We start from the raw sequence: 12,448 nt of genomic DNA, 5'->3' as shown, positions 1-12,448 counted from the left end.
CCGGAGGTTTTCTAGACAATATAAAAAGACATCAAACCCTTTATTCATTCAGGTTTTGATGTCTTTTAGTTTTCTTAAAATATTAAAAAATCTATTAAATATTTAGCTTTTATATTTACCACCAAAAAGAGCTCCAGGTATTTTGTCCACATATTGCATCTACAGATAACCCTCTACTACTTTGATAATTAATTAAAGCACTATGAGTTTTAGGACCAAAAACTCCATCCATTATTCCAACATCATACCCCTTCAATATCAATAGATGTTGTAATAAGTATACTGGAATCCCACTAGTTATATAGTTATATCCTACATAGGTGTTTTTATAAACAGTATACCAAGTTCCTCTTAAATAAAATTCTATTCTATTTCCATTATCAAGAGCCCAGGCATTATTCAGATATGTAGAGTTGCTATTACTATACATCACTTCATTTGATTTATTTACAGCAGGGACATAAATAACATCATCTAAATTAACTGTTTTGCCTATGGATTTACAGTTTTCTTCATACATCTTACGAATATTTTCCGGAGCATTTCCATATGTATATTCAGTTAAATTCAACCCAAGTTCAGAATACTTTTCTGACTTATATTGTGAATTTAAAACAATTTGATTTTCGTTTTCATTTGTTACAGCTAAAGCTGTTGTTCCTGATAAAATACTTAATACTAAAGTTATCGTACATGTTTTTTTAAAAATCATTGAACCACCCCTTATAAATATTAGTATACAAAATAAGTAATTCAATATTAATATTTAAATACCTTCTTTTTTCTCCAAATATCATAATGTTTTTATTTCACATATGCCTATTAGTTTCATATATAAATAATGTGATTTATTTTATTGGAGGATAATATGAACACTAAAAAGTCCTTAAATCAAAATACAAAAGAAAACTTAGAATATATTGATTCACATACGCTTCCAGGACTAATGCATGAAACAGGATATCCTGAAGAGTATTATGAGCTTATGGGTAATTTTCTATTTATTAATCCAAATTATAAAAATATACCTATTAAACAACCTATAGATCCCGAAGTTATATCTAATACTAATAGACCCTATAATTCTGAGTTCCCTAGACCTTATTATAATCAGTTAGGATACCCCTACAATCCTTACTATCCTCATTATTATCCATACTATACCTACCCTATATATGGATTTAATCCGCTACCTTTGTTCTTACTTGGGTCTATTATAAGGTAATTTAAAAAGGGTAGCTTAAACTACCTTTTTCAATTTAAGCTACCTGTGTATATAAAATTAAGAATACATCTTAAATGTTAATTAATTAACTAATATTTCAAATAATTTTATCAAAAACACTTTCTTCTTATTAAGTTATTATACCTTTTTGTCCACCTTATTTAAGCATTTATAGTTCTTTAAAACCTACACACTCTTTTGTATTTTTTAAATATGCAATCTTATGTTCATGTCCTTGTTTGATTTCACTTTTTATAAAAACCTTGGTTTCATAAATTTTAAGACCATTCACATATATTATATTACTACCTCTCCCATTTCTAACTACATAAACAATACCGGTAGTGTACTCATAATCATTAGTTATTAATTTAGGTACATCTTTTACCCCTGGAATCATACCATCTTTTGTATAAAATATTAGCACACTAAAATACAATACAAACATAATTGAACAAAATATTGATTTTCTTTTTAATTTAACTATGCGTAGCTACTTAAGAACATATTTACCACCAGAGGATTTCTCTATTACACCATTAATTCCATTACTACTTTTAATAGAATATCGTTTTCCTTTAGAAAAGAAACCTGAAATATCCTCTAGCTCATAATCTTCACCAAAAATATTATTAGTTTTCAACTTACCTGTAAATGTTGTCTCTAATTCACCTAAATCATCATCAATAAACCCATCTTCACGATAAAGGTGTGTTTTCCCACCAACATTTTTGAAATAAAATTCCATAATACCCCTCCATAATTAATATATTTCTTTTTTACTCTTTATGATAATTTACCATTCTTATTATATTTTAACATGATATTCTTAGGACAAGAATATAGATTATAAATTAAAAGCCACAACTGTTGAACTTAATCCTAAAATTCTTTATTGAGTTTTCTAAATAAATATAATCATTTTACGTTTATGGTTAACAGCACTTTCATAGAATTAATTGTTGAATAAAAATACCGCATATTCTTTTTATTAAATAATACGGTATCATATGCTATCGTTTTTTAAGGATATGTATAAACTGCTATTCCTAACACTATCCATCCTAAAGAAGATGAGTAAGAAATATTATAAACTCTCCTAATCACTATCAACAGTAAACTATAACTTCTCTTTTGCTTATCTTAGCTTTCAATTTCACCTTACAATTCTATTGAGTTATACTTCGATTCTATATTTGTTGTTTTTTGCTAAAAAAAGCGATAGTATAAAAATTATTAATTGTACGGTAAAAATATTTATACGCTCTATTAATCCTAAAATAGGAATTGAGTTTGATATAACTATACCTGTGGAAGCTCCAGAAATTGTTATTATACATCCACATAGGATAATAAATGAACCCAATGTCCTGATATTTTCTATTTTTCTAAAGCCTATCCCAATAAAAAATGTTGAACCAATAGTAGTTATTACAACAATTGCAGTTACCATAATATGCATTAGGTTTTGAAATGTCATTTCCGCATTTATATCATCAAGAGGAAATAAAGAGTATCCCAAAAATGATGATATTTCCATTATTATTAATAATACCATTCCTATTTTAGAAGGTATATTTACATGCTTTTTTAAGCTTAAATATAAAGTAACAGCAAAAAATATTGCTAATACTCCATATATACCAGTAAAAATCCTAAGAAGTTCAGCATTTGGAGCTCCTTCTCCAGTTAAATCACTAATTGGCTGTTTTATAGAAGAATATTCACCCCATAAATTCGCCCCTAAAAATACATGTAAAATATATACCACGGAACTTAACATTCCACATATAGTTCCGATTTTTTGAACAAACTTTATTTTATAATTTGTCATGTTTAAGCAACCCTTAATTTTATAGTTATATTACTTAATTATACCATATAATAAACAACAAAAATATATTTTCAAAACCTCACTATTCACTTCTCAAAGAACATTAAAAAAGAATTTCTTGCTGCTTTTGTCTAAAATCCCATAGTTAATTGCTCATATGTTAAAGTGGCTAGATACTTTATCTTTTCATCTTTTTACTGAGTAATTAATTGCCTTTCATATGCATGATGATAAAGTTTATCTGCATAGTCATAGAAGTTAGCTGTATTTTCAGCCTGTTTACCCATATGGTTATTGAGATCAAATCAGCTTCTCTCTTACCTGTAGATGGATTAAACTTGTCTACTGCCAATGTTACTGTAGTTACAGCTATCTCATTACCTGGTGTAAACTTAAGCACCAATTTTTCTTATTTTGCTCCAATTTGCTGTATTTCTGGTTATATGGTTATCTGTATTTCTGGTTAACTGGTTATATGGTTATTAAACATAATATTTTACAAATTCTAATGAATGGCTCATATAGGGCATTCAAGCCTAATTCTATTAATTTCTAGTATAGACATCTATTTTTCGCTTAAACTATTGATGTACCATTTTCCTAAAAGTTTTCTTACTAATGTGCTGATACTTAATTCCAAAGCGTTGGTATCCTCATTATATGCTAATATATAAATTACCCTTCTTAGAATCATATTTGAAGATTAACCTCCTTCAGATATGATTCTTTTATGTTTTTAAGGTTTCTTCCAACTTATGAATATTTAACCTTACTTATTCTCACAATAACCATGAAAGGTGGCTATGCATATGAGGAAATTTACTAGTACTTTTTTAATTATTTTGCTCTTATTTTTAATTCCATATAAAGCTAACGCAGTTCCAAATTCGAATACTTTTAAAGAAGGGGTTTATAAAGTATCTGATTTTAATTTTTCAGAAGACAATCTTCACTATATTCAAAATATATCTGAAAAGGGCTCTCTCTTATTGCAGATTTATGATAAAGATCAGATTGCACAACAAGCTATACGCCTACCTCCTAAATCACAAAAATTTAATTTAATATCATTAAAACCAGAGCACAGAATAGTGATTATAGGTGATGGAGAAGCCTATATATCTTAAAAGATACTAATAAGCATCTTTAAAATTGCTTTAATATTTGCTATTTTAGAATCGTATTTGTTGAAGTAAATCTAGTCACAGTATAAAATGATATAGTTTCTCCAACTAGTGTTACTGGCATTACAGATGCTACTGGTGTTGCTGAAAATAATAGATTACTTTATTGAGTATGTTAGATAGAAGTATGGAAAGGGGAATAAAAGATAAAGGTGTCCGTGACAGATACCTTATTTTCTTATGTACATATTTACTATCTTTTTTTAACCTGGTATTAATTAACTATCTCAAAGGTAAATACGACTGGATTTATCATATTTTCGATGAGTGGAGATACGTCAACTGACTTAATCTTCAATTTTATTCCTAATGCCTTTTGATATTCGTACAAACGCCCACCTGCACATCTTTCAAAATATGTTTCAATGGATTTTGGAAACTGAAACGTTCCTTTTGGTGCATGCTTATAGTATCCATGGTTACAAGCAAAAGTGACTGTAATTGTATTATCCTCATTTAAAACAGCTGTTCTTCTAAATTTATTTGTAAATAATCTCAATCTCTCGCCAAGAGGTTTGTCAGCATATTCAAGTGCGAATGCTTTTCTCTCTTTATCTTCCCCAGTACCCCTACAACTTCCATTTTGTTCACATAAGCGGAATCGCTGCTCTTTAGAGAGATGTTCTTCCATAGCTATCATAAACTTTTCTTCACATTCGTCTCCCTTATATATTTGAACAATCTCCTCAAACAAAGGCACTATATCGACTGGAATTTCATTTTTACTCATCCTCATACTTTTCATCATACTTTTCATTTTCAGTACCACCCTCCCTTTTAATACCCATTTCACAATAAAATTAGTATACCATATCCCCTATTTATTTTCTATACATTACATATTATCCAGTAAATGTTACTATATACTTTTTCTATCTTTTCAAACTGGTATGAGTTTAGGGGGATACTTGCTACTTTACTCTTACAACAAGGTACTCATCCAAATATAGTTAGTGAGCGTTTAGCCCATGCAAATATCAGTATGACTTTAGATATTTACTCTCATGTTCTTCCTAATATGCAGCTTGAAGCTGTACGTAAACTTGAAGATATTTTTGACTAAATTTTTTACTTAGACCACAAATTGGCCACAAGCCCATATTTCCCACAAAAACATAAACCCTGCAAACTCTCATGTTTACAGGGTTTTAATCTTATTTTGGTCTGAGTAGCGGGACTTGACCCGAGACCCCAAGAACCTCTAAAGACATAAAATTATAAAATACTAAAAGCCATCAAAGCCTTTATTTATCTAGGTTTGTGAATATTTATTACTTTTCTAAAAACACTAAAAAAAGCTATAAATTATTAAGTTGTGGCACCTTTTTGTCCACCTTATTTAAGCACTTATAGTTCTTCAAATCCTACGCACTCTTTTGTATTTTTTAAGTACGCAATCTTATACTTATGCCCTTGTTTTATTTTACCTTTTATAAAGATTTTAGATTCATAAATTTCTACATCGTTTATATAAATTATATTACTAGTTTTTTCACTTTGAACCTTATTGACTATTCCAGTAGCGTATTCGTAGTCATTAGTAATTAATTTAGGAACATCTTTTACTGCAGGAATTATAATAACTTTTATACAAAATATTAATACACTAAAATAAAATATAAACACAATTGAACAGAATATAGATGTACTTATTAAACGCAATTTAGATTTAGATGGAGAATATGTATATAAATAGCCTATTGAAGAATCATTATTTCTAAAGTCTCTAAAATTCTTCTTTGCTAAATGAAGCATAAATAATAGTACTACCATCATAGGTATTAATGCTCCTATTAGCATAAAAGTATGCATTGTTGCAATATATTTCAAATTAAACGCTATTTTACTCACCTCACCAAAGATATTACTTTTCAATTACTACTATTCTTAAATTTATTCTTTTAAAATAACTAAAATTTCTATTATTAATTGTGTTTAAATCACTAAGCTTATTTTAATATATTACTACTATATTTTCTATATAGATATTTAGTTTCTTATAACTAAAAAGCCACAACCAAGGAAACTAATCCTTAGTTGTGGCAATAATCTTATAATCTGCATATATTATAGTAGTAGAATTTTTCTCAGTTAATTTTGCAGTGTTACTAGTTACCAAGAAGTCATTTTTGCTTAAAAAATTTTTTTTGCTCCTGTATCTTAATTGATACAGGGGCTTTCTATTATATTCATAAAATATCACTTTAGTTCCTTTTCCAATATTGTTTTTGCATTTGTTTATAAACATGTATATGTAGAAATAAATATATTCAAGGTATCTTCATATCTAATGTTGTAGTATGTAAGCATAATATTTATATATTTTATGTTTGTGGTGGCTACATCATTATTTTACAACATCTCAGGCAACTCTCTTCTCTCCTGATTAAACTCTTCATCTGATACTATTCCCATATCTTTAAGCTCTTCAAGACCTTTTATTCGTTTTGGAATATCTTCAACTACCTGTTCTATATTATATTTCACTAGAACTTTCGCTGTCAATCAGGAACATAACAGCTTTTCCTGCAGCTTTAACAATTTGCTTTTTATATGATAATTCAACCTCAAGAACTCTGGTGTTTGAAAATATTTCCATTACCCTTACTGCTAATTGAGACTTAAATGCTCTATATGTAACTATTTCTTCCTTGTCTATCTGTTCAAAACCTTCTCCTAATATACTACTTGCATGAAATATTCTATTTGTAGTTATAACAAATATTCCTTGCTTTTTATTTTCTAAATTTAATTGAATAGGTACAAAATTCTCATCTCGTTTTATTTCTGATATCCCTCCGCTACCTGGATATATAAATAAAACTTTTTCATCAGGTGTTAGGTACTCCTCAGCACATTTATAATTACTCTCAAATCCAAGAGTAGGTAATTTCAAGTTTTCAATTAAATCCTCAATATCTTTTCTCATAACTCTCCCCCTTAAAATATGTATAACTATAATAGTGCATTTTTACTTGAATAATTTTACAGTTGAATAACCAAACAGATTCCTAAGCTATTTTTAATAACTCAAAAACTTTTTCAATAGGCGTACCGCTTGCGGCAGCTTCATAAATATATAATACTTTAGACTTCTCTAAATCTTTCTTGGCAGCTTTATATCCACGGTTGAAGTGATAATTTTCATTAGAATATAATTTGCAATAGGTATAGCCTATTAGCACTATTCCTAAATATCTATTGATACTCTTTTCACTTCTTACTTGATATCCATCTAAGCCTAGATGAGATTTACAATCTCTAAAGAATGGCTCAATCGCCCATCGGTCAGTATATTGCGTTAAAATATCCAAAGGCTTTAAAGAATTATCTAAAGAGATGAATGTTTTTAATGAACCATCCTTTTGAAAAGATTCTTTAGGATAACTTAGGATAATAGAAATATTTTTTCTATCCTTTAAATCGCCAACATAGTTGTGAATATAGTATTCTTTATCTTTAACGGTGACAAGGTCAAAGTCATCTATATTTAATGTTGTAGCGAATTTATGAAGTTTAATTCCTAATCTCTTATGGTCTTTTGGATAAATAACTCTGTTAGTTTTTAAAGCTCCTATATAGCTGTAACCAGCTTTCAAGGAACTATTAAAAATAGCTTTACAACTGTACCAACTATCACATAAAACATAACCTTTAATTTCAGGTTTAGGAAGTTTTGCAATTAAATTTTGGGTTAACTCTATTTTGCTCATAGATTGTTTATCATAAATATCTATTGAGTATGGGAGAACTAAACCGTCACACGATAGTAGTGAAACTAATATTTGATGTCCATATACGGTGTTACCTTTTAAATGTGAATTGTGAAATGAACACTTTTCAATTGGTTTCTTAGCCTTTGACGAGGGCTTTGTTTTCTCAGAAATAGTATCATCAATAATGAAGTATATGGGCTTTTTAGTTTCTCTCGATTTACTCCAAATAAGTTCTATCACTAATGATTGTAGTGATTTAATCAAAAGTTTTTCATCCCAAGTACCATTTGATAAAAATCTAGTAATACTTGTTCTATGCCTTGGCGAAGTAAGCTCCGCTATGTCGGATACTTTTCCATTGTAGCCTTTTAATATCATAGCATTCATAACACTTTCTAAGTGCTTTAGTTGTGGTTTGGTTAGATATAAATCAAAATTTAATTGCTTAAAAAATTTGTATATTGATAGTTCGTTTGATATAATTGTGTTCTGAAACATTTATGTATAGCTCCTTGCTGTAGTTGTTGTGTGCAAACTCAATTATAACAGGGATTTATCATAAATGTTTTTTGTTTTATTCACTTGTAAAATTATTCAAGTGTTTTTGCACTATTATAGGTATAAATAAAATATACCATATTATAGTAAGTTTTTGTATAGAGCATGATTAGATTATCCATAATGCGGTTAGGTAAGAAATATGAGTGATTGCACCTTCTTTGGAATATTATCTGCTTTATTGTACTAGTTTTCTTGGCAATATTAGATATCATTATACTGATAATTGCTTTTATACAAATATTTTTAGACTTATTAGCTGTATAAAAGTATTCATAAAAAAGACTCCTATTGAGGAGTCTTTTTTATGCTTAGTTTATTATTCTTCTTGCTGCATAAAAGTTCCATATACTAGATATCTTCACAAAATCACCTGTCTGAGGAGCATGAATCATTTGCCCATTTCCTATATATATGCCTACATGAGTAGTACTCGTAAACACTAAATCTCCTGGTTGTAGATTTGAATAACTTACTGATACTCCATCGTTAAGTTGCGTAAATGTTGTTCTAGATATGTTTATACCTACTTGCTTGTACACATATCGTGTTAATCCTGAGCAATCAAATGTATTAGGTCCAGTCGCTCCGTAAACATATGTTTTTCCTAAGTGTCTATATGCTTCATTTACAACGTCTTGTCCTAAAGGATCAGGATTACCTTTAGTAAGTGAAATTTGTATTGCTTCTATTCCTCTAGATTCTCCTGTAGTTCCTGCTATTTGTCCTCCACTCTTCCATTCTTGCCATCCCTTGTACTGAAGATAAACTCTATATCTTAAATTATATCCAACTGCGTCTTTCCCACTTGCATCTTTCGCTGCTATAGAAATGGCTTCCATTCTTAAATTCTGACCTGAAATTCCAGCAATCATACCATCTTTGACTACTGGCATCCATCCATAGTTTTCAACATGTGCTTGATATTCAAGTTTAACATTAGGATCGTTAGTATGAATAGCGATTGCTTCCATTCTCAACCCTTCTCCTGGTCTTCCAGCTACATCACCATATCCTTTTACAGGTATCCACCCTAAGTTCTGCATATGAGCTTGATATTCAATGTGTATAGTTTCCGCTGCTTGTACCACTTCTGTCTTAGCCACTATAAATGATATTAATAATGCTGGTACAAAAATAAGTAACTTTAATAATTTTTTCATAATCCATCCCCCTTTTAATTAATTGTGTTCTTCTTTTTAAGTGTATCATTTATTATGTAAAGTTTGTAAATTTATGCATAAAAGTTCAATATTTTGTAATTATCGTTAAATAAAAAGAAAAAAAGCCACAACCAAGGAAATTAATCCTCAGTTGTGGCAATAATCTTTTAATCTGCATATATTATATAGAAGGTTAACGTAAGGGTTCTATCCATAACCCATATTTTCTTTAGCATATATTTGCTCCTGTATCTTAATTGATGCAGGAGCTTTTTATTATAAAAGTAAATATTGAACTCTTTTTAAATTCCAACAATTATTTTCAATATTTCATTAATTCAACATTTCCTGCTTCTATATTTTTATCTTTGCTCACTGATAAAGTAAACTTCTTAGATTCATTGGGAGCAAGTCCCTCTTCACCTACCGCGTAAGTCCAATCTGTGTCGATAACACTTCCATTTTTGTCTTTAAATAGTCCTTTAACTTTAATAAATTCTACTTTTTTAGAACTAACATTTGTAACCGTTCCAGTTATTTGTGAGTAAATAGAGTTAGATGTTAGTACTACTTCTTTAAATTGTATAGGATTAATTTCATTATATTTCTTAATATTTATACTTGCTGACAAATCACTAGCAGCTGCCTTTATTTCCTTGTCTTTATCACTTGATTTTAATAGTTTATCAACTTTATAGCTAGACATATTGAAATAAGTTGATAAATACTTTAAGTACTCTTGTTGAATATCTGTAAAGTTACGATTGTCTGTTAACTTGTACTTTTTAGCCAACTCTAAATTATTCACATTATATTCGTAACCTTGCAGTAAACGTCTTAAATTTGTCTCTGCATCTCCATTCTCAATATTAGCTTTTGCATATCCTAAATCAGAGTAGCATTTTCCCATAAATTTAATTTTTTTAAATTCTTTTGCATCACTTGGTGATAAAGGCAATAATTTACTTATTTGATCAGCTGCATAAGAATAATTCTTAGAATCATATGCGGACTTAGATAGAGTAAAATGTTTATTATAACTTTGTATGTACATAAATATGCATACTAATATTAACCCAACTAGTGTCAATATTATTTTTTTATTTTTATACCACTTCTTTGTTTTTATATTTTCTTTAGTGGTATCTTTTAAATTTTCTGTGACATTTGATGTATTTTTAGTTTCTTCATCTTTAGTTTTTAGTAATTCGTTACCACAATTGCTACAAAACTTATTTTCTTCTGAAATTTCTTTTCCACATTTATTACAATTCATATACCCACCCCTAAATATTTAATTAAAGTTATTAAGCATCTAAAATAACAAATACAATTTTAACATTTTTATTCTCATAATCCAATGTATCCCATGTGTTTTTTTATAATTACATAATTATTATTAGGATATTTCAAAACCAAATTTATCTTTTCTTTATAGCTCTGCATTAAATTCTTTATCTATTTTATTAAAACCTTAGCCTTCATACTTCAGATGACCATATAATTCTTAAATTAAAATAAATCTCTTATAATCCCAAAAGTTTTCTCCAAGTATTTTGTCCAACTATTCCATCTGCTGATAATCCTCTTGATGCTTGGAAAGCTATTACTGCTGCTCTAGTCTTTTCTCCAAACATTCCATCTATAGCTCCACAGTTAAAGCCTAATGTATTTAGCTTTTCTTGTAATAGTCTGGTTATATTCCCACTAGCACCTATCTTTAACATTGGGCATCCTGATAATGTTATTGATCCAGGTGTATTGTCTACAACTTGATTAGAAAACCCTTGAGTATTGCATTCAGTTTGTAATCTAGCAACCCATCCACCAGTATCTATTTCTTGTATCGGTTGATCTACATCCTTTTGTTTGTCACATATATAAATTCCTTCTGTAAAGTTATTTAAGTCAACATTCCCATTGATTCCATGCACATTCCCACTAGAAGTGTATTGATGCCCTACCACATTAGAAAAACCTGTTTCCATTGGGGTACTAACTCCATAGTGTGCTATCCAAGCTTTATATCCTTTAATTCTGTTATCTAAATTATCTCTTCCAAAATAACCCCCTGTATAGATCATGCAATCTATTCCTGAAAGCTCTTTAAATTTATTTAAGAACTCCAGGCATCTATCAGTTATTTGTGTTGCACTTCTATTTTGGTTATTTGTTTCTATATCTAAGCAAGGTAATATTTCATATTGCTTATCTTTTATAGCATTATAAAAAGCTACCGCCTGTTCTGAAGGTGACGTACTTTCACTCATGAAGTGATAAAACCCTACTGGAAAACCTACCTCTTTAGCTTTTTGATAATGTGATTCTAGTAATGGATCTTTATAGGTTACTCCTTCAGTAGCTTTCATAATTACTACTTGAACAGAGTTTTTAAGTGCGTTAAAATCCGCACTTGGTTGGTGATTTGATATGTCTATACCTTTTATCATTTTACATTCCTCCGATTATTTTAATAATTTAAAAGGAGCCATAAGGCCCCATGTTTTACTCTGATTTATTAATTTGCTTAACTAATTGATTAGTATAAACTGCTGCACCAACCACAAGTACACCTTGTACAATTGATTGAACTGTGTAACCTAACATAGATATAGATGCAATAACACCTATAGGTAATAACACTATTGGGATATATTTATCAGATATCCTTTCAGTTCCTTTTAAAACCATTCCTAAAACATAAAGTGCTGGTACTAAGATTAAAGCATTTTCAGTTATAAATTTTGTAAATTCCATTTTTACATCTC

15 protein-coding genes and 2 pseudogenes are annotated in these 12,448 nt (G+C 29.1%); 2 read left to right on the top strand and 15 right to left on the bottom strand.

Annotated features, from left to right (window positions below; translation table 11 throughout):
- Positions 1-115: 115 nt before the first annotated feature.
- On the bottom strand, positions 116-712 hold the full coding sequence (locus B3N22_RS02125; protein WP_286904522.1) for a peptidoglycan-binding domain-containing protein: 597 nt from the start codon (positions 710-712) through the stop codon (positions 116-118).
- Positions 713-868: 156 nt separating this feature from the next.
- Here B3N22_RS02125 and B3N22_RS02120 point away from each other — a divergent pair, with 156 nt between their 5' ends.
- Entirely contained in the window at positions 869-1,225 is a 357-nt protein-coding gene (locus tag B3N22_RS02120; RefSeq protein ID WP_286904520.1) for a hypothetical protein, read from the top strand.
- A gap of 169 nt (positions 1,226-1,394) precedes the next feature.
- Here the strand turns inward: B3N22_RS02120 and B3N22_RS02115 are convergent, their stop codons facing one another.
- The 4 genes from B3N22_RS02115 to B3N22_RS02100 all read right to left on the bottom strand — a co-directional run bounded on the left by B3N22_RS02115 (position 1,395) and on the right by B3N22_RS02100 (position 3,462).
- On the bottom strand, positions 1,395-1,625 hold the full coding sequence (locus B3N22_RS02115; RefSeq protein ID WP_286904519.1) for a hypothetical protein: 231 nt from the start codon (positions 1,623-1,625) through the stop codon (positions 1,395-1,397).
- 93 nt (positions 1,626-1,718) lie between these two features.
- A complete protein-coding gene (locus B3N22_RS02110; RefSeq protein ID WP_286904518.1) occupies positions 1,719-1,973 on the bottom strand; it encodes a hypothetical protein in 255 nt (84 codons plus the stop codon).
- Positions 1,974-2,402: 429 nt separating this feature from the next.
- Entirely contained in the window at positions 2,403-3,059 is a 657-nt protein-coding gene (locus B3N22_RS02105) for a DUF998 domain-containing protein (protein ID WP_286904517.1), read from the bottom strand.
- Between the two features lie 205 nt (positions 3,060-3,264).
- The gene (locus B3N22_RS02100) at positions 3,265-3,462 is read right to left on the bottom strand and encodes a single stranded DNA-binding domain-containing protein (protein ID WP_286904515.1); all 198 of its coding nucleotides are present in this window, start codon (positions 3,460-3,462) and stop codon (positions 3,265-3,267) included.
- A 406-nt stretch (positions 3,463-3,868) separates the two neighbouring features.
- Between B3N22_RS02100 and B3N22_RS02095 the strand changes: the two genes are divergently transcribed.
- Positions 3,869-4,186 (top strand): hypothetical protein, encoded by a 318-nt coding sequence (locus B3N22_RS02095; protein WP_073015922.1) that lies wholly within the window; start codon positions 3,869-3,871, stop codon positions 4,184-4,186.
- A 271-nt stretch (positions 4,187-4,457) separates the two neighbouring features.
- Here B3N22_RS02095 and B3N22_RS02090 read toward each other — a convergent pair whose 3' ends face one another.
- The 10 genes and pseudogenes from B3N22_RS02090 to B3N22_RS02045 all read right to left on the bottom strand — a co-directional run bounded on the left by B3N22_RS02090 (position 4,458) and on the right by B3N22_RS02045 (position 12,437).
- Positions 4,458-5,000, bottom strand: coding sequence for a hypothetical protein (locus B3N22_RS02090; RefSeq protein ID WP_286904512.1), 543 nt, complete (start codon positions 4,998-5,000; stop codon positions 4,458-4,460).
- A gap of 590 nt (positions 5,001-5,590) precedes the next feature.
- Positions 5,591-6,019, bottom strand: coding sequence for a hypothetical protein (locus tag B3N22_RS02085; RefSeq protein ID WP_286904510.1), 429 nt, complete (start codon positions 6,017-6,019; stop codon positions 5,591-5,593).
- Positions 6,020-6,595: 576 nt separating this feature from the next.
- Positions 6,596-6,730: an SHOCT domain-containing protein gene (locus tag B3N22_RS02080; RefSeq protein WP_286904508.1), complete on the bottom strand. Its 135-nt coding sequence runs from the start codon at positions 6,728-6,730 to the stop codon at positions 6,596-6,598.
- The gene (locus tag B3N22_RS02075) at positions 6,720-7,172 is read right to left on the bottom strand and encodes a hypothetical protein (RefSeq protein ID WP_286904506.1); all 453 of its coding nucleotides are present in this window, start codon (positions 7,170-7,172) and stop codon (positions 6,720-6,722) included. Before B3N22_RS02075 ends, B3N22_RS02080 begins: the two co-directional genes overlap by 11 nt.
- A gap of 82 nt (positions 7,173-7,254) precedes the next feature.
- Positions 7,255-8,457, bottom strand: coding sequence for an IS701 family transposase (locus B3N22_RS02070; RefSeq protein WP_286904505.1), 1,203 nt, complete (start codon positions 8,455-8,457; stop codon positions 7,255-7,257).
- 371 nt (positions 8,458-8,828) lie between these two features.
- Positions 8,829-9,158, bottom strand: a pseudogene (locus tag B3N22_RS02065) (C40 family peptidase); the annotation flags it as partial.
- Between the two features lie 33 nt (positions 9,159-9,191).
- Positions 9,192-9,563 (bottom strand): annotated as a pseudogene (locus B3N22_RS02060) (glycosyl hydrolase); the annotation flags it as partial.
- Between the two features lie 439 nt (positions 9,564-10,002).
- Positions 10,003-10,956, bottom strand: coding sequence for an FxLYD domain-containing protein (locus B3N22_RS02055; RefSeq protein WP_286904504.1), 954 nt, complete (start codon positions 10,954-10,956; stop codon positions 10,003-10,005).
- Between the two features lie 250 nt (positions 10,957-11,206).
- Positions 11,207-12,130: a GH25 family lysozyme gene (locus B3N22_RS02050; RefSeq protein WP_286904502.1), complete on the bottom strand. Its 924-nt coding sequence runs from the start codon at positions 12,128-12,130 to the stop codon at positions 11,207-11,209.
- A gap of 55 nt (positions 12,131-12,185) precedes the next feature.
- The gene (locus tag B3N22_RS02045) at positions 12,186-12,437 is read right to left on the bottom strand and encodes a phage holin family protein (protein ID WP_286904500.1); all 252 of its coding nucleotides are present in this window, start codon (positions 12,435-12,437) and stop codon (positions 12,186-12,188) included.
- Positions 12,438-12,448: the final 11 nt, after the last annotated feature.

Origin of the sequence: Clostridium sp. UBA1652, assembly GCF_002320975.1 — a bacterium.
Classification (GTDB): Bacteria; Bacillota; Clostridia; order Clostridiales; family Clostridiaceae; genus Clostridium_T; species Clostridium_T intestinale.
Note: the sequence above shows the minus strand (reverse complement) of the source record. Positions and strands in the feature narration are given on the sequence as shown.

Excerpts from the sequence above, each read along its gene's own strand:
- B3N22_RS02125 (WP_286904522.1), bottom strand. The coding sequence starts at position 712 with ATGATTTTTAAAAAAACATGTACGATAACTTTAGTATTAAGTATTTTA.
- B3N22_RS02120 (WP_286904520.1), top strand. The coding sequence starts at position 869 with ATGAACACTAAAAAGTCCTTAAATCAAAATACAAAAGAAAACTTAGAA.
- B3N22_RS02115 (WP_286904519.1), bottom strand. The coding sequence starts at position 1,625 with ATGATTCCAGGGGTAAAAGATGTACCTAAATTAATAACTAATGATTAT.
- B3N22_RS02110 (WP_286904518.1), bottom strand. The coding sequence starts at position 1,973 with ATGGAATTTTATTTCAAAAATGTTGGTGGGAAAACACACCTTTATCGT.
- B3N22_RS02105 (WP_286904517.1), bottom strand. The coding sequence starts at position 3,059 with ATGACAAATTATAAAATAAAGTTTGTTCAAAAAATCGGAACTATATGT.
- B3N22_RS02095 (WP_073015922.1), top strand. The coding sequence starts at position 3,869 with ATGAGGAAATTTACTAGTACTTTTTTAATTATTTTGCTCTTATTTTTA.
- B3N22_RS02090 (WP_286904512.1), bottom strand. The coding sequence starts at position 5,000 with ATGAAAAGTATGATGAAAAGTATGAGGATGAGTAAAAATGAAATTCCA.
- B3N22_RS02085 (WP_286904510.1), bottom strand. The coding sequence starts at position 6,019 with ATGATGGTAGTACTATTATTTATGCTTCATTTAGCAAAGAAGAATTTT.
- B3N22_RS02075 (WP_286904506.1), bottom strand. The coding sequence starts at position 7,172 with ATGAGAAAAGATATTGAGGATTTAATTGAAAACTTGAAATTACCTACT.
- B3N22_RS02070 (WP_286904505.1), bottom strand. The coding sequence starts at position 8,457 with ATGTTTCAGAACACAATTATATCAAACGAACTATCAATATACAAATTT.
- B3N22_RS02055 (WP_286904504.1), bottom strand. The coding sequence starts at position 10,956 with ATGAATTGTAATAAATGTGGAAAAGAAATTTCAGAAGAAAATAAGTTT.
- B3N22_RS02050 (WP_286904502.1), bottom strand. The coding sequence starts at position 12,130 with ATGATAAAAGGTATAGACATATCAAATCACCAACCAAGTGCGGATTTT.
- B3N22_RS02045 (WP_286904500.1), bottom strand. The coding sequence starts at position 12,437 with ATGGAATTTACAAAATTTATAACTGAAAATGCTTTAATCTTAGTACCA.